We start from the raw sequence: 25693 nt of genomic DNA on the forward strand, positions 1-25693 counted from the left end.
AAATTAATAGTTTTGGTTAATTATTTAGCAATTTTATAACAATTTTAATTAATAACAAATTTTTATAACATTTATTTAGAAAAAAATTTAGAAAAGGGCTTGAAGAGGTCTTTTTTTGGTAAGAACCTTTAATGAATCAACTTAGCTATTTTATAGTCAAGTAATAAAAAGTTCTAAAACAAAATTTATGGATTTGAGTAATACTCTATAATTGTTAACAAATTAAAGTTAAAATGCTTTTAAATAAAAAAAGAGGTGACTTTAGATCACCCCTTTTTTATTGAATTTAAAAGAAAATTATATTCCGAAACCTGCTCTTGCTCCACCTGAAACAAAAATTGCAGCCATTCTTGATTTTTGACCATTAGAGAACATATACATTCCTCTGTCGTCTGTGTAATCCATGTAGTTCATAGTCATTTCTACTGGAGTTCCAGTACAAGTGCTATAGTGTGGGTAAGCTGGTACACCATAGTTGGCAGTATTGTGTGTAGGTGTATCAGAAACTAAATCACTTCCGCAAGTAGCATCTCCCCAAATGTGACGTAAGTTCATCCAGTGACCTACTTCATGAGTAGCTGTTCTTCCTAAGTTATAAGGATAGGCTCCTGTACCTGATAATCCAAAATATTTTGAATCGATTACAACACCATCAGTAGCTGTAGATCCTCCAGGAAATTGAGCGTAACCTAAGATTCCGCCACCAATAGTACAAGCCCACATGTTAAGTTTTGTTGTAGGTGAAGTTGGATCTAAACCTCCTTGTTTTGTTTTTTTCATTGCATCTCTGGTTCCCCAAGATGTTTTAGTAGTAGATTTTCTGTTTACTGTTTCTAAAACGAAAGTGATACCAACATTTGCAGCAACTCCAGAGAATAGAGCAGGAGTACTGCTGAAATCTGAGTTAGTTGCATTAAAATCGTCATTTAATACATCAATCTGAGATTGAATTTGAGCATCAGAAATGTTTTCTGCAGCAGTTTTGTACAATACGTTTACTACAACAGGAATTTCAACTTTACCGTTTACTAAACGACCAGATAGCATTGCTTTTTGTGTAAATGCTTCAATTTCGTTCATTCTTAAAGCTAAAGTTGGGTCAGCTTGCATTTGCGCTTCAAGAACTTCTTGTGAAGCACAACCGCGACGTGCAATAGCACTAGCTTCAGGAGCTGCTTCAGTTGTGTCATTTTGACAAGAGAAAAGCATTAATAATGCTACCGCAGATAAAAGAATTTTTTTCATAAATAATTTGTTATAAATTAATAGATTTGGTTAATTATTTCACAATTCTATAACAATTTTTTCATAAAAAAAATTTTATTCAATAAAAAATATAAAAAAAAAATCAGGCCATTGATTTTACTGCTTTTAGTTAATTTTGGAGATTTTTAATTCACAAGTACTTTCATACAAATTTTTTTTAACCGAAAACTACAACTTAAAAACCATAGTTATAATGAAGGTATTTAAGAGATATTCTGTCATTACATAACGTAATGTCATAAATAAGTGTGAAATTAATGATTTTAGTTTTTGCTGAGTAGAACGATTACCTATTTTTAATTTCTAGTAGTAGTGAGCTTTACAATTATTTGTAGTCTTTTTTTATTCGGATTAAGAACTTTTTAGATTAAACCAAAAAAAAGACTTTATATAAAACTGCCTATTCAAATTTGGATTTGAATAGGCAGTTTTAAAATACAATTTTGCATATGAATTTTTTAATTATTGAAAATGTAATTCAGAATATTAGCTCCCATTTTCAAAGCTTTTTCGCGAACATCAATTGGATCGTTATTGACTTCGGCATCTTCCCACCCGTCACCTAAATCGCATTCATAGGTATAGAGCAATACTAATTTATTTTCGATAAATATCCCAAAGGCTTGTGGACGTTTTCCATCATGTTCGTGTATTTTTGGCAGTCCGTTTGGGAATGAATACGGTTTTTGAAATATAGCATGATTGGCTGGAATTTCAATCAAGTCATTGTTTGGAAATATCTTTTTTATTTCTTTTCTAATGTACTGATTCATGCCGTAGTTGTCATCAATATGTAGAAACCCTCCAGCAAGTAAATAGTTTTTAAGATTATTACTATCTGTGTCATTAAAAACTACATTTCCATGTCCTGTCATGTGAATATATGGATAGGAAAATAAATCAGGGCTACTGGGTTCAACAGTTGATGGTTTTGCTTTTATTCGGGTATTGATATTTGCATTGCAATATTTTATCAAGTTGGGTAGCGACGTTGGGTTTGCATACCAGTCACCACCACCACTATATTTAACCAAAGCAATTTCTTGTGAAAATGTTGGTATTGAAAATAATAATAAGAGATAAAATAGTTGTTTCATCATGAATTAAATTAGTTCTTATTATTCTTCATTTACAAATACTACACTGTGACAGGCTACTATTGCAGCAGTTTCAGTTCTTAATCGGGTATTACCTAATGAAACTGGAATAAAGTTGTTTTCAAGTGCTGAAACGATTTCTTTTTCAGAAAAATCACCTTCTGGACCTATTAGTAATGTTACAGATTCATTCGGTTTCAAAACGGATTTAAGTGTTTTTTTATCTGTTTCTTCGCAATGTGCAATCAATTTTAAGCCGTCACTTTCTAGTTTGATAAATTCTTTGAAAGTGATTGCATCGTTTAATTTAGGTAAATACAATTCATTAGACTGCTTCATAGCAGCCAATAAAATTTTGTCAAAACGTTCTTTGTTAATGACTTTTCGCTCAGAATGATCACAAATAATAGGAGTGATTTCGTGTATGCCAATTTCAGTCGCTTTTTCCAGAAACCACTCGTAACGATCATTCATTTTAGTTGGAGCTACGACTAAATGTAAATGAAATTTTGAGGCTGCTGCTTTTTCGAATGAAAGGATTTTAACGGTGCATTTATTATCTGAGGCTAATGTAATTTCAGTTTTAAATAAGAGTCCTAAGCCATTGGTTACAAATAGTATATCAGTATCTTTCTTCCGTAATACTTTAATGATGTGTTTGCTTTCTTCTTTGTCAAAAGAAAAAGTTTTTGTAGATTCAGTAATAGTTGGATTGTAAAATAATTGCATAATTTATAATTGTATTCTTGCTTTAGAAACGACAGAAGAAGTTTCGAAATTTTGGGATAAAAACTTTTGATAACCTACAATTCCAATCATTGCAGCATTATCGGTAGTGTATTCAAATTTAGGGATAAAGGTTTTCCAACCGTATTTATTTTCTGTTTCTTTTAAAGTATTTCGGATACCCGAATTTGCAGAAACTCCGCCACCAATTGCTATTTGTTTGATCCCTGTTTCTTTGACTGCTAATTTTATTTTGTCCATTAAAATTTCAATAATGGTATATTGGATAGAAGCGCAAATGTCATTTAGGTTTTCGTCAACAAAATTGGGATTTTCTAATTTTTTCTTTTGAATAAAATATAAGATAGCCGTTTTTAAACCTGAAAAGCTAAAATCCAATCCTGGAACTTTTGGTTTTGTAAATGCAAATGCTTTTGGGTTTCCTAATTGTGCATATTTGTCAATTAATGGGCCACCAGGGTAGGGAAGACCCAATATTTTTGCACTTTTATCAAAAGCTTCGCCAACTGCATCATCAGTAGTTTCTCCAATTACAGTCATTTTAAAATAATGGTCTACTTTTATAATTTGAGTATGTCCACCGCTTATGGTTAAAGCCAAAAACGGAAATGTGGGTTTTTCATAGCCTTCTTCATCTATAAAATGAGCTAAAACATGTGCTTGCATATGGTTTACTGCAATCAAAGGGATTTCTAAGGCTAAAGCAAGAGATTTTGCAAATGAACTTCCTACTAAAAGTGACCCCATCAATCCGGGACCTTGTGTAAAGGCAATTGCCGAGAGCTGTTCTTTTTGTATATTTGCATTGCGAAGTGCGGCATCAATAACTGGAACAATGTTTTGTTGGTGTGCGCGAGAGGCAAGCTCAGGAACCACACCACCATATTGATTGTGTATAAGCTGGTTTGCAACAACATTTGACAACACTTTATCGTTCTGTAAAATAGCAGCAGCGGTATCATCACAGGAACTTTCGATGGCAAGAATAAAAACCTCGGAATTTTGCATAAAAAGGCACAGATTTTGGGTTATATTTGACAAGTCGATTGTAAAAATCGTTTTGTAGCAGACAAAATTAAAGAATTTTTATTTAAGGTGCTTCTGTTTACAAAGGCAAAATCAAATATTAGAAAATTTAAATAGCATATAGGTATCAAAAAAATTAAAAAAATAGTAATTCGTTCTCTACTTGGACTAATCCTACTTTTGTTGGTACTTGGTATTGCTCTAACCCTACCAATTGTTCAAACTAAAATTGCGCAATATTTTACAAATAGTATCAATAAAGATTTTGGAACTAATATCACTATTGATGAAGTTGCCATATCCATTTTTGGAGGTGTAAAATTCAAAAAAGTATTGATTCGAGATCATCATAAAGATACTTTAATTTATTCCAATAGGATTTCAACTACTATTTTAGAGGGCAAGAAAATGCTCGATGGAGATTTAATCTTTGATGATTTAGAGTTACATGGACTACTTTTTAATTTGAGAACCTACAAAAACGAGAAACAATCCAATCTAGATAAGTTTATTGCTGCTTTTGAAACTGGAAAGCCGTCTACTAAGAAATTTCTACTAAAAGTAAATTCTTTAAAAATTTATAATGGTCATTTTATTTTGACTGATAATAATCGTGAGAATCCTAAAGATTTAGATTTCACTAAGCTAAATGCTTCAGCAACTAATTTTAAAATTTACGGACCAGATGTGACCACAATGATTAATAAAATGTCGTTTTTGGATTTTCGTGGTTTGTATGTTAAAAATTTAAGTTCAAAATTTAGTTATTCGAAAAAGAATATAAAACTGGAAAATCTTGATTTGTTGACTAAAGAATCTACATTGAAAGGTACTGTTGTATTGAAATACAAAATTGAAGATTTTTCTAATTTTACAGATAAAGTTTTGTTTGATATAAAATTAGATGCAGCTTCAATTGCATCAAATGACATTCGTTATTTTTATAAAGAGTTAGGTAAAAATCAACATTTTTATCTTAAATCGAGCATTAAAGGAACTCTCAATGATTTGGCATTTAAAAAATTAAATCTAATAGATGACCGTAAGACGCAGCTAATAGGAGATGTAAATTTTAAAAACTTATTTGCAAAAAATGGACAGAAATTCTCCATGTATGCGAAGTTTGATAAGTTAACGTCCAGCTATGATGATTTAATTTTAATACTTCCCAACATTTTAGGCAATAAATTACCTACTTCTTTAAAAAAGCTGGGTAGGTTTTCCGCTGAAGGAACTTCTAGTGTTTCAACAACTGCTGTCGAAGCGGATTTTTCTATGATTACTGCATTAGGAAAAGTGACATCAAATTTAGCCATACAAAATATTGATGTTATTGACAAAGCTACCTATTTAGGGAACGTTGTTTTAGAAAATTTTGATATTGGTACCTTATTGGATGAAAAAGATCTAGGAACGGTTAGTTTGAATATTGATGTTGATGGAAAAGGATTTAAACAAAAATATTTAGATACAGCTATCAAGGGAGATGTTTCTCAATTAGAGTTTAAAAACTATAATTACACCAATATTGTTGTCGATGGAACACTTAAAAGTCCAAATTATAAAGGCCAAATTTCAGTAAATGACCCTAATTTAAGCATGACTTTTGATGGATTGTTGGATTTAAGTAAAAAAGACAGTCGTTATGATTTTCATATCAATGTTGAAAATGCGGATTTATCAAAATTGAAATTGATGAATGAATCTGTTTCTATATTTAAAGGTGATGTAGTTGTTCAGGCTACAGGAAATAATATAGAGAATTTTCAAGGAAATGTTTACATTAATAAAACATCCTATCAAAATGCAAAAGACACTTATAATTTTGATGATTTTGCTATAGTTTCAAGTTTTGATCAAGATAGAATTAGGACCATTACAGTAAACTCTCCGGATATAGTTCAGGGAGAAATTGTAGGGAAATATGAATTTAATCAATTAGAAAATTTAGTAAAGAATTCTTTAGGGAGTTTGTATACTAATTTCAAACCACATAAGGTAAAAAAAGGACAGTTTTTAAAGTTTAATTTTTCAATTTATAATAAAATAATTGAAATATTTTATCCTGAAATTGAAATAGGAGCAAACACGATTGTCAAAGGAAATATGAACTCTGATAATCAAGAATTTAAACTTAATTTTAATTCGCCTCAAATTGTTGCATCTGATAATACATTTGATAACATAAGAGTCTCTGTTGATAATAAAAATCCACTTTATAATGCTTTCATTGAATTAGACAGTATAAAAACGAAATATTATAAAATTCGTGATTTTAGTGTTATAAATGTGACTATGAAAGATACTTTGTTCTTTCGTTCTGAATTTAAAGGTGGGTCAAAAGGCGAAGATTATTACAATCTAAATTTATACCATACAATTAACAAAGACAATAATAACGTAGTTGGAATCAGTAAATCAGAAGTTAAATTCAAGGATTATCTTTGGTTTTTAAATGAAAATGAAACGCCAAATAATCAGATTGTTTTTGATAAATCATTTAAAAATTTTGATATTGACAATATAATTTTGTCGCATGAAGAACAGTCTATTGCATTAATGGGGGCTTTTAAAGGTGCAAATAGCAAGGATTTGAAATTAAGCTTTAAAGATGTAGATTTAAATCAAATTACTCCTGCCAATAATAAGTTAGTTGCACATGGAAATATTAATGGCGAGGTTAATTTTAAGCAAAATGACAATGTTTATCAGCCTACAGCGTCTATTGTAATTGATAATTTGAATGTGAATAAAACGGATTTAGGAACTTTAAATTTTGAAATAGAAGGAGACGAAAGTCTCAGAAAATTTACTATAAATTCTAATTTGGAGAATAAAAATTTAGAATCTTTTAATGCTAATGGAAGCTTTGAAATCGTTAATAAAGAAACTATTCTAGATTTAAAACTCAAATTCGAAAAATTTAACATCGCAACACTTAACTCGCTTGGTGGGGAAGTTTTATCTAATATTAGAGGTTCTGTTTCTGGTAACTCCACAATTGAAGGAAATCTTAAAAAACCCAATATCAATGGACGTTTATTTTTAGATGATGCCGGTATAACTATTCCGTATCTAAATGTTGATTATGCGTTGAGCAATAATACGATTATTGACCTTACGGATGAAAAATTTCTATTTAGGAACAATACGCTTACGGATACTAAATATGGAACAATAGGAAAATTAAACGGAAATATTGAGCATAATAATTTTGCAGATTGGAGATTAGATTTGGCTATTAATTCCAAAAGACTTTTAGCATTAGATACTCAAGACAGTGAAGATGCGGCTTATTACGGGACTGCTTTTATTGATGGTATGGCAACTATAAAAGGACCAACTAATGCTTTGTTTATAAAAGTGGACGCAAAATCTGAAAAAGGAACAGCTGTGAAAATTCCTATCAATAATGCCGAAAGTGTAAGTGATAATGTTTTTCTACATTTTGTGACCGCTAAAGAAAAATACAATCTAGAAAATGGAATTACTGATAATACCAGAAATTATAACGGATTGGAATTAGAATTTGACTTTGATATTACTCCAGATGCAGAAGTAGAAGTTATTTTAGACCGCAATACCGGTCATGGAATGAAAGGAAAAGGTTTTGGGTCTTTATTGTTTAAAATAAATACATTAGGAAAATTTAATATGTGGGGAGATTTCCAAGCATATGAAGGAACCTATAATTTTAAATATGGAGGGCTTATTGACAAAAAATTTGCAGTTAAAAAAGGAGGTTCTATTTCATGGGAAGGAAATCCAATGAGAGCACAATTAAACTTAGAAGCGGTCTATAAAACAACTGCAAATCCTGCCGTATTGTTAGATAACTCATCTTTTAATACTAAAGTTCCAGTAGAGGTAGTTATTGGTATTCGAGGCGATTTGACTAGTCCAGAACCTGATTTTAATATTGAATTCCCAACAGTAAGTACCGTTTTTAAATCGGAAATTCAATATAAGTTAAATGACAAAGATGTAAGACAAACACAAGCTTTGTATCTGTTATCCTCAGGAGGTTTTTTAAGTCCGGAAGGAGTGAGTCAATCTGATTTTTCAGGCAGTTTATTTGAGACAGCTTCTAGTATATTAGGTGGAATCATACAATCGGATGATGAGAAATTTAAAGTGGGGCTAAATTTTATTGGTGCCGACAGAAGAATTGGAAAAGAAACTGACGGGCGATTTGTAGCTACAATTTCATCAAAAATAAATGAACGAATTACTATTAATGGAAAACTCGGTGTTCCTTTTGGAGGAATTAACGAATCAGCAATTGTAGGTGATGTGGAAGTGTTGTATAGGGTTAATGAAGACGGAACATTAAATTTACGTCTTTTTAATAAAGAAAATGACATTAATTATATAGGTCAAGGAATTGGATATACACAAGGTTTAGGGGTTTCTTATGAAGTCGATTTTGATACTTTTAAAGAATTAGTCAATAAAATTTTTAAAAATCTAAAAATTGAGAAAGCATCCGTTCCAATTGCTGAAGATCAAGATTCTGAAATGTCTCCAGATTATATTAATTTTTCTAAGTCAAATAAATCTTCTACAAAAAAGATTAAGAAAAATCAGGAAGGTTTACTTCCTGAGGAAAACTAGTAGTTGGTCTTTTCGAATACAAAAACTACGAATTCTGAATCAAAATGCAGTTTAATGTTGCTGGCGATTAATATTTCGAACTGTCAATCGCTGCATAAAATCATAATTAATTTTTAAAGTTTACAGAAGAAAACTCTCTTTTTGTATCTTAGTAACAAATAGTTAATGTATTGTCTTGATTTTTAATTAAAAAAACAAGCAAATTGTTAATTATCAAATAAAAATCGATTATTTTTCAATTTTGTTAAATAAAATCCTTTTTATTTTGTTTTTCCAAAAACTTATCAACGAAAACGTTTGAATTTGGAACGGTTTACTAATTTATTAAAAACACAGCTTTAAAAGTGCTGAATGTTTGCTAATTTTACACTTTAATACTTAAATAATGCCAAAAACAATAAAAAAAGTTGGCGTTCTAACCTCGGGAGGAGACTCACCTGGAATGAATGCAGCTATTCGATCAGTTGTTCGTACATGTGCTTATCATAATATAGAATGTATAGGAATTTATAGAGGATATCAAGGAATGATTGAAGGTGACTTCAAAGAAATGGGACCTCGAAGTGTAAACAACATTGTAAATAAAGGTGGGACGATTCTTAAATCGGCTCGATCTTTAGAATTTAAAACTCCAGAAGGAAGAAAAAAAGCACACGAAAATCTTACTAAGGCAGGTATTGATGCTTTAGTAGTAATAGGAGGTGACGGTACTTTTACAGGAGGTTTGTTATTCAATACTGAATTTAATTTTCCAGTAATGGGAATTCCAGGAACTATCGATAATGATATTTTTGGGACAAGTCATACTTTAGGATATGATACTGCTTTAAACACCGTAGTAGATGTTATTGATAAAATTAGAGATACTGCAAGTTCACACAACCGATTATTCTTTGTAGAAGTAATGGGGAGAGATGCGGGTCATATAGCTTTGAATGCTGGTATTGGTGCAGGAGCAGAGGAAATTTTAATTCCTGAGGAAGATTTAGGATTGGAACGATTATTAGAGTCATTGCAAAAAAGTAAAGCTTCTGGGAAATCCTCTAGTATCGTTGTTATAGCTGAAGGAGATAAAATTGGTAAAAATGTATTCGAATTGAAAGATTATGTTGAAGCTAATTTACCGGAGTACGATGTTAGAGTTTCAGTTTTGGGCCACATGCAAAGAGGTGGTTCTCCATCTTGTTTTGACAGAGTACTAGCTAGTAGATTAGGTGTAAAAGCTGTTGAGTCTTTATTAGAAGGGAAATCAAATTATATGGTTGGATTGCAAAATGATAAAGTTGCGTTAACACCTTTAGAACAAGCTATTAAAGGCAAAACAATGATTGATAGAGAATTATTAAGAGTTTCAGACATTATGTCTACATAAAGTGGTTAAAGTTTATTGTGAGGAAATTAGACTTTAGGTTGAGTTAATAAAAATAAACAAAAAAATTAAAGTAAAATGTCAAAAGTAAAATTAGGAATAAACGGATTTGGAAGAATTGGAAGAATTGTATTCAGAGAATCTTTCAATAGAGATAACGTAGAAGTAGTTGCTATTAATGATTTATTAGATGTTGATCATTTAGCATACTTATTAAAATATGATTCAGTTCACGGACGTTTTAATGGAACTGTTGAAGTTATAGATGGAAAACTTTTTGTAAACGGAAAAAACATTCGTATTACTGCTGAAAGAAATCCTGCAGATTTAAAATGGAATGAAGTTGATGTTGATGTAGTTGCTGAGTGTACTGGTTTCTTCACTACTATTGATACTGCAAGCGAGCACATCAAAGGTGGTGCGAAAAAAGTAATTATTTCAGCTCCTTCTGCTGATGCTCCAATGTTTGTAATGGGAGTAAACCATGAGGAAGCTTTAGCAACTGATATGGTTGTTTCTAATGCATCTTGTACTACAAACTGTTTAGCTCCATTAGCTAAAGTTATTAATGATAATTTTGGAATTGTTGAAGCGTTGATGACTACTGTTCACGCAACAACTTCTACTCAAATGACTACTGATGGTCCTTCAAGAAAAGACTGGAGAGGTGGACGTGCTGCTTCTTGTAACATCATCCCATCTTCTACAGGTGCTGCTAAAGCGGTAGGAAAAGTTATTCCAGAATTAAACGGAAAATTGACAGGTATGGCTTTCCGTGTTCCTACAACAGATGTTTCTGCAGTTGATTTAACTGTAAAAGTAGCTAAAGAAACTTCTTACGAAGAAATCATGACTGTATTGAAAAATGCTTCTGAAACTACAATGAAAGGTGTATTAGGATTTACTGAAGATTTAGTAGTTTCTCAAGATTTTGTTGGTGATTCAAGAACATCTATCATTGATGCTAATGCTGGAATTGGATTGAACTCTACTTTCTTCAAAATCATTTCTTGGTATGATAATGAATATGGTTATTCTAGCAAATTAATTGATTTATCTGTGCATATTGCAGGTTTAAAATAATTCTTTATATTTACAAATCCCGTTATATTATATTTAACGGGATTTTATTTTTTGTTCCATTTTTTAAATGCAAAATTTTGACTACACGCATTTTAAATTATAAAGACAAAGTACAAAAAAACCAAAAAAACCAAAAAAAATGAGATTATTAGTTGATAGTGGTTCTACTAAAGCCGATTGGATTGCGATAGATGATGCCGGGAAAGTGTTGTTTACCACACAAACATTAGGATTAAATCCTGAAATTCTTGATGGAGATGAGATTGTTGAACGTCTAAATGATCGTTTTGATATTTTGCAGAATAAAAAAGAGGCTACTCATTTATTTTTCTATGGCGCAGGTTGTGGAACGGAAAGAATGAAAATTTCACTTTCACAAATTTTTCAAGACTATTTCCCAAATGCTATTATTGTTGTTGAAGAAGATACTTATGCTGCGGTTTATGCAACAACGCCTAAAGGTGAAAAAGCAATAGTTAGCATATTAGGAACAGGTTCAAACTGTAGCTATTTTGATGGAAAAGAATTGCATCAAAAAGTACAATCATTAGGATATATTGTAATGGATGATTGTAGTGGAAATGTTTTTGGAAAAGAGCTAATTAGAAAGTATTATTTCAATAAAATGCCAAAAGAATTAGCAGTTGAGTTTGAGAAAGAATACGATTTAGATCCAGATGCTATTAAAAGTAAATTATACAAAGAAGCAAATCCTAATGCTTACTTAGCAACATTTGCTAAGTTCTTAATTCAACATAAAGACACTGAATTTTGCAGAAAAATAATTTTGAAAGGAATGAAATCTTTTGTGAAAAATTATATCAAACAATTTGATAATTGTAAAGAAGTACCTGTTCACTTTGTGGGTTCAATTGCCTTTTATTTGAAAGATGAATTGCAAGAGACTTTTGATAAATATGAATTACAATTAGGTAATGTACTTAGAAGACCTATTGATGGTCTTATAGCATATCATATCGCAAATAAATAAAATCTAAATGATTGCAATACTTTAGTCTAGTATCGCAATCATTGAAATTTCAACATTTACATTTTTTGGCAAACATGCCACTTGAACCGTTTCACGTGCTGGAGCGGTTTTTTCGTTGAAATAAGAACCATAAATAGTATTTATTTTTCCAAAATCATTCATGTTCATAATGAATATGGTGGTCTTTACTACATTTTCAAAGGTCATTCCAGCTTCATGAAGTACAGCTTTCATGTTTTGCATAACTTGCTCTGTTTCTACTTCAATGGTATCTGTAACTAATTCGCCAGTTGATGGATTGATTGCAATTTGTCCAGAAGTATAGAGTGTATTCCCTTTAAGAACTGCTTGGTTATAAGGTCCTATCGGAGCCGGAGCACTTTCGGTAAAAATTATCTTTTTCATAAAATTGTTGTTTTAAAAGTAAAAAAAAGTCCTAAAGTATGTAGCATACTTGAAATTATCGATTGATGACACTTCTTTTATCCCATTTGATATCACTAAGGACACCAGATTTTATTCCGATAAAGAAACCCCAGTTTGCGTTTGTTCCAAATGGAGACCAATTGAAGTCCATTCTCCAGCTCAATAAATCCCTCTCAAAACGAAGCTGAGTGAAAGTTACTCCTTTTTGTACAAAATCATAACCTGTAGAAACTCCTGCTTTCCATTTTGGAGTAATATCTGCATTTGCCGAAATCATAATTGAATTTCCAATGATTTTATTCTCTCTATTATTATTTCCGTAAGTTAGTGAATAAGCAAAGGTCATGTCCCAAGGCAGTTTAGAATTGAAAAATTCCGAAATTTTATCTTCTCCTTCATCTTCGTCTTCCTCTTCAAATTGACTTCTTCGGTTGTCTCCTAAGTCGGTATTTGTACCAAATAGATCATCTTCACGACCACCATTTCGTTGACTTTGGGTATTCTTATCTTTATCAGTTTTGTCTTTTCCTTGGCTCGAAATAGAATAATTTAGAGTCATATTAGAACTAGTCATTCTAAAAAGACTTCCGCCATTATCTATATTAAATACATTAATTCGATTTCCAGAATTGTCAATGGCGTATGGGTCTAAAGTAGCTCCAAAATTGACATTCATTTTGTTGTCGAATAATGCTGTACCACCACTAACTCTTATTGGAGAAAAAGCAAGTGAAGTTACTCCATCGGCATCAAGATTATAACTAGTGGAAAGGTTCAAATTATTAAGCAGCATTATTTTTTTAGGTTCCACTTTGGTGCTGTCTTTGTCTGTAACTTTTGCTTCAAAAGTATTGCTCAAATCAAAACCTAACGTATTGGAATTATTTAATCCCGGAGCACCAAAAATTCCACTTTCAAATCTGGAATATTGTTTCATTGTCCCGCTAGCGTCTGAAGCATAGGTGTCGTAGTATTTTTCAAAACTAGGAGTATAGCCATACGAAACAGATGGTCTCATGACGTGTCTTATCGATTTGATTTTTTTGTCATTGCCAAAATTAAAAGTTCCATATATAGTTGTTCCTACACTAGATGAAAAGGAGTACGTTCTAAAAGCGTCAAATCCATTTATGGTTTTGTCAACAACTTTACTTTGGTCAACATCATAGCTTCTTTCAATTGTTTTGGTATACCAAATTTCCTCATAATTCATAGAAGTAGAGGCACTGAAATATTTGAATAATTTAAAATTGGTGCTTAATGGAATGCTGTGTTGAAAACCAACTTTTGCATCTCTAAACATTTGTGGTTTAAAGAATAAGGAGTCAGTAGTTACGATACTGTTCCTACCGTTTAAATTGTATTGCAAATTGATATTTTTGAAAAAACCTTTCTTTACTCCATCCTTCCCAACAAAAGGATAGACTCGGTCTACACTTAATTGTAATGTTGGTAAAGTCATATTAATTTCTTCCGTTTGAGTATTTTGCGAATGCGTTGCAGTCAGTGACATTCGGATCTGTGGTACCGATGCAAACGTTTTTGAATAGGATATGGAAGAGCTTAATGTATTATTAAGATTGGAACCAATATTAATTTGATTGATAGATTGCTTGAAGTATTTACTACTTCCTAAATTCACAGAAGCTGAAAAACTAGAATTAGGATTTGATTTAGAATCCTTAGAATGAGACCACTGAATATTGTAGATATTCTGTTTTAAATAATCAGGATATCCTCTTTCACTTGTTATTAAATTTTCGAATCTAATGTTTAGATTTCCTCTGTAATTATATCTTTTTGCATAACTAGACTCAAAACGCAATCCATAACTTCCATTAGTATAATAATCTCCCAAAACGGTTAAATCATAATTATCACTTAGTGCAAAATAATAACCTAAATTTTGAAGTGAAAATCCTCGGTTATTGGAGTCATTATAACTTGGTAAAATCAACCCTGAAATGCTGGTTTCTTTATTCATTGGAAAAAAAGCAAACGGTAAAGCTATAGGAGTAGGAACATTTGCAATGACCATATTTGTTAATCCAGTCACTACTTTTTTACCTGGAATAAATTTCACCTTATTGGTTTGAAAATAATATTCGGGATTGTCTACATCCTTTGAAGTAGTAAAGCGCGCTCCTTTTAAAAAATAAACGGAATCATTTTCTTTTTTGGTGATGGCGGCTTTGATTTTAAATTCTCCTTGATCTGATCTTGAATTCCAAATTAAAGCCTTTTTTGTTTTAAAATTAAAACGAATAGAATCGGGCTCAATAACATTTGCACCTTGCTTAAAGTTAGGGTATTGGGTATACGCTCCTGTTGAATCTTTGATACGACCTGCATACACTTCATTTTTTTCATAGTCCATTACAATTATGCCAGACTTCAATTCAATATCTTGGTAATATAATTCTGCTTTGTCGTAAAGTGTAATATTTTTTTTCTTTTGATCAATCTTAGCATACTGCTCTGCTTTGTATCGGACCTTTCCATCAAGAAAAGCTTTTTTTTGCTTTGTACTGTCAACTTTAATCGTGTCAGTTTGCTTTTGTACCGTTAAAACTGGAGTTTTGAGTGTGTCAGTAGTAGGTTTTTTGCTATCAGTCTGTTTGTTAGCGGATACAGCTGTCTTTTTTTTTGATATATCTTGTGAATATAATTTACCAGAACCTAGTGATAGGATAATTGATAATAAAACGATATTAAATAAGTTTGTATGCAAAGGTTTAAATGCTATTTTTGTAAAATTATGGCCTGTTTTTTGACATGTCAAACTTACATATTATTTTTTGTCAAAAATAGTCAAATAAATAAATTTATAGCGGTAGTCTTTTAATTAAATTAACTTATAGCTTTATGCGCAGTACAAGTAAAATTAGAATAATTGTAACTTTTATTTTGATACTAAATTCATTAGCTGGATTCAGTCAATCCAATAATTTTAAGGTAACTTTAGATGCGGGTCACGGCGCACATGATTTTGGTGCTGTATACGAAGGTCGTGTTGAAAAAAACATTGCTTTGGCTGTGGTTTTAAAAGTTGGAAAAATATTAGAGAGGACTCCACAAATGGAAGTCAATTACACTCGGAAAACAGATGTATTTATTGATTTGATTGAAAGAGCTAATATTGCTAATAGATTTAACGCCAATATATTTGTCTCTATCCATTGTAATGCTAATAGAAATACTGCTGCTGATGGAACAGAAACCTATGTGATGGGTTTGAGTAAAGTGGCTTCAAATTTAGAAGCTGCAAAAAAGGAGAACTCCGTAATTACTCTGGAGAAGGATTATAAGCAAAAATATGAAGGATTTGATCCTAACTCACCAGAATCGATGATTGGTCTAACGCTGATGCAAGAAGAATATTTAGATAATAGTATTTCACTAGCTAGTAAAGTAGAAAATGCATTTGAAGATTTGGGTAAAAAAATAAGAGGTGGAGGAGTAAAACAAGCTCCTTTTATGGTGCTTCACAAGGCATACATGCCAAGAGTATTGATAGAAATGGGTTTTATATCCAATACAATTGAAGGGAATAAATTAAATTCTGAAGAAGGACAGGATGAAATAGCTAAAGCTATTGCTGATGCTATAGTGAGTTATAAAAAAGAATATTATGGAAGTGGTGAACTTGAGATTTTTGAGGAAATTCCTTCGCCAAAAATTAATGAAAAACCTAAGGGAGACACTGTCGCTCCTGCAAAATCAAGTATGGTTTCACATCCTGCATCAGAATCAACATTAGTAAAAAAAACTATTGATGCTTCTAAACCTGTTTTCAAAGTGCAACTTTCAGCCAGTAGTAAGAAATTAGAATTAGTCCCAAGAAATTTTAAAGGACTTAAAAACATTTCTGTAGCTTATGAAAGTAGGGTTTACAAATATATGTATGGAGAGACTTCAGATTATGATGAAGCAAAAAAACAATTGACTGAAGCGAAAGACAAAGGATATAATTCAGCCTTTTTAATTGCATTTAAAAACGGACAGAAAGTTAACATACAAGACGTAATTAAATAATAGCTTATCTTTTTTATATTAAATTTGTTAAAAAAAACACCCATCTATATTTTGAAAATACCCAGAAAATTCAAAACCAAAATTTTAGTTTTATTTTTACTTTTTTCTTCAAATGCTTTTTCACAATCCAATCAAAAGTTCACCGTTATTTTAGATGCGGGTCACGGAGGTAAAGATCCTGGTAACTCCTATCATGGTTTTGTTGAAAAAGAAATTGCGCTGAAAACGACTTTGAAATTAGAAAAATACCTCAAAAAAGATAGTAATATAGAAGTTGTTTACACTAGAAAATCAGATGTTTTTATAGAACTAAAAGACAGACCCAAAAAAGCAAACAGTATTGATGCTAATTTATTTGTTTCTATACATTGTAATTCTGTTAATAATCCAATTCCTTATGGTACAGAGACTTTTGTGATGGGTTTATCAAGAAGTAAAGGCAATTTAGAAATAGCAAAACAAGAAAATTCGGTTATATTACTAGAAAAAAATTACAAGCAAACGTATAAAGGTTTCGATCCCAAAAACCCTGAAACTTTAATAGGTTTAAAAATTCTTCAGGAAGATTATTTAGATCGAAGTATAAATTTGGCTTCAAAAATTGAGAGTAACTTTAAAAATAAATTACATCGGAAATCAAGAGGCATAAAACAGACTCCTTTATGGGTTTTAGATGCGGCTTATATGCCAAGTGTACTAATTGAATTGGGTTTTTTATCCAATGGCGAAGAAGGACGTTATTTGAATTCAGAGGAAGGACAAAATAATATGGCAGAAGCAATCGCATCAGCAATTATTGTTTACAAGAAAGAATATTTTGGATCACAACCCAATGCTAATTATGAGGAACTTCCATCAAAAAAAGCAGCTGATTATGAAGTAAATGATACTTCAAAGAATACGAAGTCTAAACGAATTATAGAAAATCAAGTTAGGCAAAAACAAGAGTCAAAAACACAAAATTCGGATGTGATTTTTAAAGTGCAATTTGCCGCTGGAAATAAAAATATTAAATTAAATCCGTCAAATTTTAAAGGATTAAAAAATGTATCAATGACAACCAGCAATGGAGTTTTATATAAATATGCATATGGCTCAACGTCAGATTATAACACGGCAAAAGAGGATTTGAAAGTTGTAAAATCCAAAGGATATACTTCAGCGTATATAATTGCAATTAAAGATGGAAAGAATATTACTATTCAAGAAGCGCTTAAATAATTACAACAAGTCAAATATTTTATATTAAATTTGTAAAAAATACTTAAATTTTGAAAATAACACGAGAAATTAAAACTGCTATTTTAGTAATTGCATCGATTTTATTATTTATCTGGGGCTATAGTTTTTTGAAAGGAAAAGACCTTTTTACTAATTATAAAACATTTTATGTATCGTATAAAAGTGTAGAAGGTTTATCTACCTCTGCACCCGTAACATTAAACGGATTAATTATTGGTAAAGTCAGTAGCATTGCAATTGATGAAAATACAGGAGAATTATTAGTTGAATTACAATTAAAAACCGATTTTCCAATTTCTAAATCGAGTATAGCTTCTATTTATGAGCCAGGATTTATAGGAGGAAAGCAAATTGCAATTGTTCCTAATTTTGAAGATAAAACACTAGCTGTTGATGGACAAAAATTACAGGGAGGAGTAAAATTAGGTCTTACAGACAAAGTTGGAGATCAATTAGCACCACTTCAAGAAAAATTAGAAAAGCTATTGGGAAGCACTGAAAAATTAGTTTCAGGATTAAATAATGTTTTGGATCAAAAAGGACAGCAGGACTTAAAACTTACCTTAGCAGAATTGAGTAAGACCATCGAACAATTTCACAAAGCTTCAGTAAGCGTTAATACGTTATTAGATAGTAACAAAAACCAAATAAATGGGGTAGTTACAAATTTTAATAAAATATCTGGAAATTTTTCTAAAATATCGGACTCGTTGAACAAAGCTGATTTAGGAAAAACGGTTAAAAATCTAAATGCTACTTTAGCTAGGGTTGATGGTATTATGACTGGTTTAGAATCTGGAAAAGGTTCTATGGGGAAATTATTGAACGATGATGCTTTCTACCAAAATATTAAAAGTTCTACTAAAGAATTAGAATTATTGTTGCAAGATGTTCGACTTTATCCAACTAGATATATTAATGTTTCTTTATTTGGAAAGAAAAACAAGCCTTATGTGGGGCCAACAAACGATTCAATCCCTAAATAAAAATTAGCAATTATGAGCTATTTAGACAATGTTTTATTTGCCATTCTTTTGGTAATTGGTTTTGGTTATTTTTACATGAGTGTCAAAAAAATAATCAGAAATATAAATCTTGGAACTGATGTAAATCGTTCAGATAACCCTAAAGCACGATGGACTAATATGGCCATGATTGCACTCGGTCAATCTAAAATGGTCAAAAGACCGGTTGCAGGAATACTTCATATTATTGTCTATGTTGGTTTTGTCGTTATCAATATTGAATTACTAGAAATTATTATTGACGGACTTTTTGGTACGCACCGTGTTTTTGCTTTTTTAGGAACAACGTATGATGTACTTATTGCTTCTTTCGAGATTTTAGCACTTTTAGTTTTAGTGGCAGTTGTTGCTTTTTGGAGCCGAAGAAACGCAATTAAATTAAAAAGATTTGTAAGCTCTGACCTAAAAGGTTGGCCTAAAAGTGATGCCAATTATATCTTATATTTTGAGGTTGTTTTGATGACATTGTTTCTATTAATGAATGCTTCTGATTTGCATTTGCAAAATGTACCTGGAGGTTTTTCTCATTTCATAAAAGCAGGTTCTTTTCCTGTAAGTCAATTTATTGAACCAATTTTCAATGGAATGTCAAATGAGTTGGTGATGCTTTTATCTGAAGTATTTTGGTGGTTGCATATTGTGGGAATTTTAATTTTCATGAACTATCTTTATTTTTCAAAACACTTACACATATTATTGGCATTTCCAAATACGTATTTTGCTAATTTAAACCCGCAAGGGCAATTTGATAACTTAGAATCTGTTAATAAAGAAGTTAAATTGATGATGGATCCTAATGCAGATCCTTATGCTGCAGCACCAGTAGATGAAAATGCAGTTCCAAGTAAATTTGGAGCTAGTGACGTTCAAGATTTAAATTGGGTTCAATTATTGAATGCTTATACCTGTACTGAATGTGGTCGTTGTACCTCATCTTGTCCAGCAAACATAACAGGAAAAAAATTGTCTCCTCGTAAAATCATGATGGATACAAGGGATCGATTAGAAGAAGTAGGGAAAAATATTGATGCCAATAAAGGTATTTTTATCCCTGATAACAAAACTTTATTGAACGATTATATTACAGCCGAAGAGCTTTGGGCGTGTACGTCTTGTAATGCTTGTGTGGAGGAATGTCCCGTAAATATTAGTCCGCTTTCTATCATTATGGATATGAGACGTTATCTGGTTATGGAACAGAGTGCTGCTCCAATGCCTTTAAACGCAATGATGACAAACATAGAAAATAATGGTGCTCCGTGGCAATACAATCAACAAGACCGATTGAATTGGAAAAACGAATAGTCGTTAAACAGTGTAATTATTTTAATTGGTTTTTTTTTTATCCAATAACCAATTTGTAAATTAAGAATTTGTGATAAATAAAATAAGCAAATAACCGTATCAACTAAATAGTATGTCAGAGAATTTAATAGTGCCTACTATGGCCGAAATGTTAGCTCAAGGGAAACAACCAGAAGTTTTGTTTTGGGTGGGTTGTGCAGGAAGTTTTGACGATAGAGCAAAAAAAATAACGAAAGCATTTGTTCGAATTTTAAATCGTGCAAACGTTCCTTTTGCAGTTTTGGGCACTGAAGAAAGCTGTACAGGTGATCCTGCAAAAAGAGCTGGAAATGAGTTTTTATTCCAAATGCAAGCCATGATGAATATTGAGGTTTTGAATGCATACGAAGCCAAAAAAATTGTCACTGCTTGTCCTCATTGTTTCAATACACTTAAAAATGAGTATCCGGAATTAGGCGGAAAATATGAAGTTGTTCACCATACGGAGTTTTTGAAATCATTGTTGGACGATGGAAGATTAACCATTGAAGGTGGACAATTTAAAGGAAAACGAATTACTTTTCACGATCCTTGCTATTTAGGAAGAGCTAACAATGTATACGAAGCACCAAGAGATTTAATTCTTAAATTGGATGCTGAATTAGTAGAAATGAAGCGTTCTAAAGCAAACGGTTTATGTTGCGGTGCTGGTGGTGCCCAAATGTTTAAAGATGCTGAGCCAGGAAATAAGGAAGTCAACGTTGAAAGAACCGAAGATGCATTAGAAACAAAACCAGAAATTATTGCTGCGGGTTGTCCTTTTTGTAATACCATGATGACGGATGGTATTAAAAACAAAGAAAAAGAAAGCGAAGTAAAAGTGATGGATATTGCTGAATTAATCGCTAATGCGCAAGATTTATAAATTGATTAAAAATTAAAAATCACGAATTTTGGTTTATAACCCAAAATTTATAACTCATAACTTAGAATTACCATGTACGTTCCATTTGAAAATTTACCTGAAGAATCTAGAATCTGGATTTATCAATCTAATAGAAAGTTTTCGGATGCGGAATTTTCAGAAATAGAAACCGCTTTGCAATCCTTTCTAGAAGGTTGGGCTGCTCACGGAACTAGTTTAGAATCATCGTATCAATTAAAATACAACCGATTTATCATTATTGCCGTAAATCAGGATGTACAAGCGGCAACAGGTTGTTCTATTGATTCTTCTGTGGAATTTATTCAAAGTTTAGAACAAAAATACTCCGTTGATTTATTAGATAAAATGAATGTCACTTTCAAACTTGGGGAGCATATTGCACACAAACCTTTGATTGATTTCAAGAAAATGGTAAAAGATAAAGCGGTTACTGAGAACACTATCGTTTTCAATAATTTAGTTAATAATATTGAAGAATACAATGAATCCTGGGAAGTTCCTGCTATCGATAGCTGGCACAGTAGGTTTTTTTAAACAAAACAGATCAATGAGAAAAATAGGCATCAAAATTGTTTTATTGTATGTCTTAATCTTCTTTATAACTTCAAGTTGTGTTGGGACAAAAATTAATAAGAACAAAGTAATTGTAACTAGCCAACCGTCCAAAACAGAAAATTTGGACAGTATAAAATTGAGTAATACCCCCACGCTTTTTGAGTTATCCCCTGAAGGTAACAAATGGGTTGATAGTATTTATAACGCTATGACTTTAGAAGAGAAATTTGGGCAATTATTTATGGTTGCTGCTTATTCCAATAAAGATACAGTACACTTCAACGCTATTGATAAACTGATTCAACAGAATAAAATTGGCGGATTAATTTTCTTTCAAGGTGGACCTGTTCGACAAGCTAAATTAACCAACCGTTTTCAATCGAAGTCAAAAATCCCTTTGTTTATAGGTAACGATGCTGAATGGGGATTGGGTATGCGATTGGATTCTACCTATCGTTATCCTTGGAATATGACACTTGGAGCCATCCAAGACATGAAATTGTTAGAGAAAGTTGGTGTTCAAATGGGAGAACAAAGCAAACGATTGGGTTTACACTTTAATTTTGCTCCAGTTCTCGACATCAATACAAATCCAAGGAATCCCATTATAGGTTTTCGTTCTTTTGGAGAGGATAAATTCAAAGTTACAGATCACGCTATTGCATTAATGAAAGGGGTTCAAAGTCAAGGTGTTTTTTCTACTGGAAAACATTTCCCAGGTCATGGCGATACCGAAACGGATTCGCACAAAGTATTACCAACCATCAATTTTTCTAAGGAAAGACTGCAAGACATCGAGTTTTATCCGTATAAAAAAATGTTCCATGAAGGACTTTCGTCTGTTATGGTCGCACATTTAAACGTTCCTAGTTTAGAAGTTAGACCTAATTATCCTTCTTCGATTTCCTATAATATAGTTACAGATGTTCTTCAAAAAGAATTGGGTTTCAAAGGACTTATTTTCACTGATGCTTTGAATATGAAAAGTGTGAATACCTTTAAATTACCTGGTGAAATTAATTTGGAGGCTTTTATGGCTGGGAATGATATTTTGTTATTTCCTGAGGATGTTCCACTAGCAATTGAAAAATTTATTCAGGCCTATTCACTTAATTTACTTACAGCCGAAAGATTGGCTTATTCAGTAAAAAAAATATTGAAATTCAAATATTCAGCTGGTTTAAATTCTTATAAACCTATTGCTACTGATAATTTATATACCGATTTAAATGCTGTCGAAAATGATGCTTTACAGTATGAATTGTATGAAAATGCAGTAACGGTTTTAAAAAATTATTCGACTGTTTTGCCAATTAAAAATTTGGACAAACAAAAAATTGCCTACGTAAAAATAGGAGACGATACCAATGATGCTTTTGTTTCAACTCTAAAAAAATACGCTGAAGTAACTGTATTTACTGATACCAATTTAGACAGTTTACAAGTGAAATTACAACCGTTTACAACCGTAATCATTGGTTATCACAAGTCAGATGTTGCATTTAAAAATGACGATTTAAAAGCAAATGAAGTATATAAAATCAATTTTTTAGCTAAAAATAATAATGTAATTCTGGATGTTTTTGCTAAACCCTATTCGTTACTGCCTATTTCAAATTTTGATGATATTGAGGGATTGATTGTGTCGTATCAAAATAGTGCTATTGCACAAATTGTTTCTGCAGAACTAATTTTTGGAGCAATTGAAGCCAAAGGGAAATTACCGGTTTCGATTCATTCAAGTTTTAAGGTTAATACTGGTTTACCTACTGAAAAGGTGAACCGTTTGGGATTTACAACTCCTGAAAATGTGGGGATGAATGGTGAAATTTTATCAAAAATTGACGCTATTGCGAATAGAGCGATTGATACTAAAATGACACCAGGAATTCAAATTTTGGTAGCTAGAAAAGGAAAAGTTATTTATCAAAAATCATTTGGATACCATACGTATGATAAAAGGATTAAAGTTCAAGATTCAGATATTTATGATGTTGCTTCGTTAACAAAAATTCTAGCTACGTTACCTAATGTGATGTTGCAATACGATCAACAAAAAATAAATCTGGAAACTACATTAGGAACAATGTCTCCCATTTTCAAAGATTCGAATAAGGCTAATATTAATTTCAAGGATTTATTATCTCATTATGCGGGACTAGCAGCAGGAATTCCATTTTACAAAGCGACCATGGATAAGTCAAAATTCCCTTCGGAAGTTTATTTTAGAAAAACACCCCAAGAAAATTTTTCTAAACGATTGGCGGATAGCCTTTTTATACGAAATGATTTTAGCGATACTATTATGAAAATGATTGTTAAGAGTAAGCTTTCATTGAAAAAAGAATACAAGTACAGCGATCTTACCTTTATGATTTTGAAGGATTATTTAGAAAAAACAACGGGTAAAACACTAGATGTTTTGATTCAAGAGAATTTCTATCGTTCTCTGGGTATGAATAATTCTAGTTTTAATCCCTTAACAAAATTTGATAAAAATAGAATTCCTCCAACAGAAACTGACACGTATTTCCGTAATCAGCTTTTGCAAGGGTATGTCAATGACTTATCGGCTGCTTTAGAAGGTGGTGTTTCTGGTCATGCCGGTGTTTTTTCGAATGCAATGGATGTGGCTAAAATAATGGAGCTTTATCTACAAAAAGGGAATTATGGCAATCAGCAGTATTTTTCTGAAAAGACATTTGAAGATTTCAATACCTGTTATTTTTGTGCGGCAGGAAATAGGAGAGGTGTAGGTTTTGATAAACCGCAATTGGGTGTAGAAGGACCTACGTGTGGTTGTGCTTCGATGACAAGTTTTGGGCATACAGGTTATACTGGTACAATGGCTTGGGCTGATCCTGAAACCCAAATTGTCTATGTATTTTTATCCAATAGAACTTTTCCAATTGCAGCTGAAAATAGATTATCGAAAGAAAATATTCGTGAAGATATTCAAAAGGTAATTTATGAAGCTATTAGTAACTAAGCTAACTTTGGAGTACTAATAAAACGAATTTTTTTAAATTTATTTGGATGTAGCTATCAAAAAGGATTTAAATCAGTTTATTGGAAATTGTAGTAGTATTATAGTATATTTAGATTAAAATAATTTTGATGAAAAAGAGGAATGCCGTTTTTACTACAGTAAATTTAATTGTATTGCTTTTTTGCGTGGCTTTTGCGAATGCACAAAATATAGATATAAATATTTTGCGAGACATTAATGTGGGTAGGAATAAGAATTTAGACCCTACTTTTAAAACAGTAACAAATAGTGCAGTTCCTATCAGTATTGCTACTCCCATTATTATATATTCTGTTGGTTTAATAAAGAAGGACAGTACAATCAAGAATCAGGCAGTTTTTATTGGTGAGGCATTCTTAGTAAATGGATTTATTACCTTAGCATTGAAACGAGCAATAAAAAGGGATAGACCATTTGAAACCTACCCGGATATTGATCAAGCTTCTTCATCTTTAGGAGAATCTTTTCCTTCTGGTCATACTTCTTTGGCTTTTGCTACAGCAACATCACTTAGTTTGGCCTATCCCAAATGGTATGTCATAGCACCCTCTTTTGTATGGGCAAGTACCGTAGGATATTCTCGAATGCATTTAGGTGTTCATTATCCAAGTGATGTAGTTGCTGGCGCAATTATTGGGAGTGGTTCAGCGTATCTTAGCTATAAAGTGAATAAATGGATAAATAAAAAAAGATCTAGAAAAGGGCAATTGACACTGGACAACCCTTGATAATTGTTTAAAATTGAAAACGTTGATAAAGCCATACAAAATGACGAAGTATCTAAGGTTTTTACCGCTATTGACATTGGAAAAAAGGCCATTGAAATCTTTTTGGACAACATTTTTTTGCTTTTACATTTAAATTACCAGTATTGGTAATCAAAGCAGGAGAGTCATCAACCATTTGAGAGACCGTTTTTGCTGATTTTTCCATAGCTTTAATGTTTATTTATACTGCGA

The 25693-nt window shown here is 31.7% G+C and carries 19 protein-coding genes; 12 read left to right on the forward strand and 7 right to left on the reverse strand.

Features of this window, described 5'->3' with window-relative positions; genetic code table 11:
* Nucleotides 1-297 precede the first annotated feature (297 nt).
* The 4 genes from V5J73_RS06430 to tsaD all read right to left on the reverse strand — a co-directional run bounded on the left by V5J73_RS06430 (nt 298) and on the right by tsaD (nt 4118).
* On the reverse strand, nt 298-1245 hold the full coding sequence (locus tag V5J73_RS06430; protein ID WP_338648382.1) for a zinc metalloprotease: 948 nt from the start codon (nt 1243-1245) through the stop codon (nt 298-300).
* Between the two features lie 479 nt (nt 1246-1724).
* Nucleotides 1725-2363: a DUF4159 domain-containing protein gene (locus V5J73_RS06435; RefSeq protein WP_338648383.1), complete on the reverse strand. Its 639-nt coding sequence runs from the start codon at nt 2361-2363 to the stop codon at nt 1725-1727.
* Between the two features lie 21 nt (nt 2364-2384).
* The gene (locus tag V5J73_RS06440; protein ID WP_338648384.1) at nt 2385-3092 is read right to left on the reverse strand and encodes a 16S rRNA (uracil(1498)-N(3))-methyltransferase; all 708 of its coding nucleotides are present in this window, start codon (nt 3090-3092) and stop codon (nt 2385-2387) included.
* 3 nt (nt 3093-3095) lie between these two features.
* On the reverse strand, nt 3096-4118 hold the full coding sequence (gene tsaD / locus V5J73_RS06445; protein ID WP_338648386.1) for a tRNA (adenosine(37)-N6)-threonylcarbamoyltransferase complex transferase subunit TsaD: 1023 nt from the start codon (nt 4116-4118) through the stop codon (nt 3096-3098).
* A 198-nt stretch (nt 4119-4316) separates the two neighbouring features.
* Here tsaD and V5J73_RS06450 point away from each other — a divergent pair, with 198 nt between their 5' ends.
* The 4 genes from V5J73_RS06450 to V5J73_RS06465 all read left to right on the forward strand — a co-directional run bounded on the left by V5J73_RS06450 (nt 4317) and on the right by V5J73_RS06465 (nt 12193).
* Nucleotides 4317-8750, forward strand: coding sequence for a translocation/assembly module TamB domain-containing protein (locus tag V5J73_RS06450; protein WP_445236417.1), 4434 nt, complete (start codon nt 4317-4319; stop codon nt 8748-8750).
* Between the two features lie 385 nt (nt 8751-9135).
* Nucleotides 9136-10122, forward strand: a complete 987-nt coding sequence (pfkA, locus tag V5J73_RS06455) for a 6-phosphofructokinase (RefSeq protein WP_338648389.1) — start codon at nt 9136-9138, stop codon at nt 10120-10122.
* A gap of 75 nt (nt 10123-10197) precedes the next feature.
* Nucleotides 10198-11202 (forward strand): type I glyceraldehyde-3-phosphate dehydrogenase, encoded by a 1005-nt coding sequence (gene gap / locus V5J73_RS06460; protein ID WP_338648391.1) that lies wholly within the window; start codon nt 10198-10200, stop codon nt 11200-11202.
* Nucleotides 11203-11341: 139 nt separating this feature from the next.
* On the forward strand, nt 11342-12193 hold the full coding sequence (locus V5J73_RS06465) for an N-acetylglucosamine kinase (RefSeq protein ID WP_338648392.1): 852 nt from the start codon (nt 11342-11344) through the stop codon (nt 12191-12193).
* 21 nt (nt 12194-12214) lie between these two features.
* Here V5J73_RS06465 and V5J73_RS06470 read toward each other — a convergent pair whose 3' ends face one another.
* Complete coding sequence (locus tag V5J73_RS06470; RefSeq protein WP_338648394.1) at nt 12215-12598, reverse strand: RidA family protein; 384 nt, start codon at nt 12596-12598, stop codon at nt 12215-12217.
* Between the two features lie 55 nt (nt 12599-12653).
* On the reverse strand, nt 12654-15401 hold the full coding sequence (locus tag V5J73_RS06475) for a putative LPS assembly protein LptD (protein WP_338648395.1): 2748 nt from the start codon (nt 15399-15401) through the stop codon (nt 12654-12656).
* Nucleotides 15402-15484: 83 nt separating this feature from the next.
* Here V5J73_RS06475 and V5J73_RS06480 point away from each other — a divergent pair, with 83 nt between their 5' ends.
* From V5J73_RS06480 to V5J73_RS06515, 8 genes are all read left to right on the forward strand, one after another.
* Nucleotides 15485-16654, forward strand: a complete 1170-nt coding sequence (locus tag V5J73_RS06480) for an N-acetylmuramoyl-L-alanine amidase family protein (protein WP_338648397.1) — start codon at nt 15485-15487, stop codon at nt 16652-16654.
* Nucleotides 16655-16705: 51 nt separating this feature from the next.
* A complete protein-coding gene (locus V5J73_RS06485; RefSeq protein ID WP_338648399.1) occupies nt 16706-17875 on the forward strand; it encodes an N-acetylmuramoyl-L-alanine amidase family protein in 1170 nt (389 codons plus the stop codon).
* Nucleotides 17876-17925: 50 nt separating this feature from the next.
* Nucleotides 17926-18882, forward strand: a complete 957-nt coding sequence (locus tag V5J73_RS06490; RefSeq protein WP_338648400.1) for an MlaD family protein — start codon at nt 17926-17928, stop codon at nt 18880-18882.
* 12 nt (nt 18883-18894) lie between these two features.
* Nucleotides 18895-20226: a (Fe-S)-binding protein gene (locus tag V5J73_RS06495; RefSeq protein WP_338648401.1), complete on the forward strand. Its 1332-nt coding sequence runs from the start codon at nt 18895-18897 to the stop codon at nt 20224-20226.
* A 112-nt stretch (nt 20227-20338) separates the two neighbouring features.
* Complete coding sequence (locus V5J73_RS06500; RefSeq protein ID WP_338648402.1) at nt 20339-21130, forward strand: (Fe-S)-binding protein; 792 nt, start codon at nt 20339-20341, stop codon at nt 21128-21130.
* A 72-nt stretch (nt 21131-21202) separates the two neighbouring features.
* Nucleotides 21203-21685 carry an ABC transporter ATPase gene (locus tag V5J73_RS06505; protein ID WP_338648403.1) on the forward strand — a complete coding sequence of 161 codons (483 nt, stop codon included), beginning with the start codon at nt 21203-21205 and terminating at the stop codon, nt 21683-21685.
* Nucleotides 21686-21698: 13 nt separating this feature from the next.
* Complete coding sequence (locus V5J73_RS06510; protein ID WP_338648404.1) at nt 21699-24695, forward strand: glycoside hydrolase family 3 N-terminal domain-containing protein; 2997 nt, start codon at nt 21699-21701, stop codon at nt 24693-24695.
* 128 nt (nt 24696-24823) lie between these two features.
* Nucleotides 24824-25462, forward strand: a complete 639-nt coding sequence (locus V5J73_RS06515) for a phosphatase PAP2 family protein (protein WP_338648405.1) — start codon at nt 24824-24826, stop codon at nt 25460-25462.
* A 67-nt stretch (nt 25463-25529) separates the two neighbouring features.
* Here the strand turns inward: V5J73_RS06515 and V5J73_RS06520 are convergent, their stop codons facing one another.
* Nucleotides 25530-25667 carry a hypothetical protein gene (locus V5J73_RS06520; protein WP_338648407.1) on the reverse strand — a complete coding sequence of 46 codons (138 nt, stop codon included), beginning with the start codon at nt 25665-25667 and terminating at the stop codon, nt 25530-25532.
* Nucleotides 25668-25693: the final 26 nt, after the last annotated feature.

This window comes from Flavobacterium sp. KS-LB2 (assembly GCF_036895565.1).
GTDB lineage: Bacteria > Bacteroidota > Bacteroidia > Flavobacteriales > Flavobacteriaceae > Flavobacterium.

Excerpts from the sequence above, each read along its gene's own strand:
- V5J73_RS06505 (WP_338648403.1), top strand. The coding sequence starts at position 21,203 with ATGTACGTTCCATTTGAAAATTTACCTGAAGAATCTAGAATCTGGATT.
- V5J73_RS06500 (WP_338648402.1), top strand. The coding sequence starts at position 20,339 with ATGTCAGAGAATTTAATAGTGCCTACTATGGCCGAAATGTTAGCTCAA.
- V5J73_RS06520 (WP_338648407.1), bottom strand. The coding sequence starts at position 25,667 with ATGGAAAAATCAGCAAAAACGGTCTCTCAAATGGTTGATGACTCTCCT.
- V5J73_RS06465 (WP_338648392.1), top strand. The coding sequence starts at position 11,342 with ATGAGATTATTAGTTGATAGTGGTTCTACTAAAGCCGATTGGATTGCG.
- V5J73_RS06435 (WP_338648383.1), bottom strand. The coding sequence starts at position 2,363 with ATGAAACAACTATTTTATCTCTTATTATTATTTTCAATACCAACATTT.
- V5J73_RS06495 (WP_338648401.1), top strand. The coding sequence starts at position 18,895 with ATGAGCTATTTAGACAATGTTTTATTTGCCATTCTTTTGGTAATTGGT.
- V5J73_RS06440 (WP_338648384.1), bottom strand. The coding sequence starts at position 3,092 with ATGCAATTATTTTACAATCCAACTATTACTGAATCTACAAAAACTTTT.
- V5J73_RS06510 (WP_338648404.1), top strand. The coding sequence starts at position 21,699 with ATGAGAAAAATAGGCATCAAAATTGTTTTATTGTATGTCTTAATCTTC.
- gap (WP_338648391.1), top strand. The coding sequence starts at position 10,198 with ATGTCAAAAGTAAAATTAGGAATAAACGGATTTGGAAGAATTGGAAGA.
- V5J73_RS06430 (WP_338648382.1), bottom strand. The coding sequence starts at position 1,245 with ATGAAAAAAATTCTTTTATCTGCGGTAGCATTATTAATGCTTTTCTCT.
- tsaD (WP_338648386.1), bottom strand. The coding sequence starts at position 4,118 with ATGCAAAATTCCGAGGTTTTTATTCTTGCCATCGAAAGTTCCTGTGAT.
- pfkA (WP_338648389.1), top strand. The coding sequence starts at position 9,136 with ATGCCAAAAACAATAAAAAAAGTTGGCGTTCTAACCTCGGGAGGAGAC.
- V5J73_RS06480 (WP_338648397.1), top strand. The coding sequence starts at position 15,485 with ATGCGCAGTACAAGTAAAATTAGAATAATTGTAACTTTTATTTTGATA.
- V5J73_RS06470 (WP_338648394.1), bottom strand. The coding sequence starts at position 12,598 with ATGAAAAAGATAATTTTTACCGAAAGTGCTCCGGCTCCGATAGGACCT.
- V5J73_RS06515 (WP_338648405.1), top strand. The coding sequence starts at position 24,824 with ATGAAAAAGAGGAATGCCGTTTTTACTACAGTAAATTTAATTGTATTG.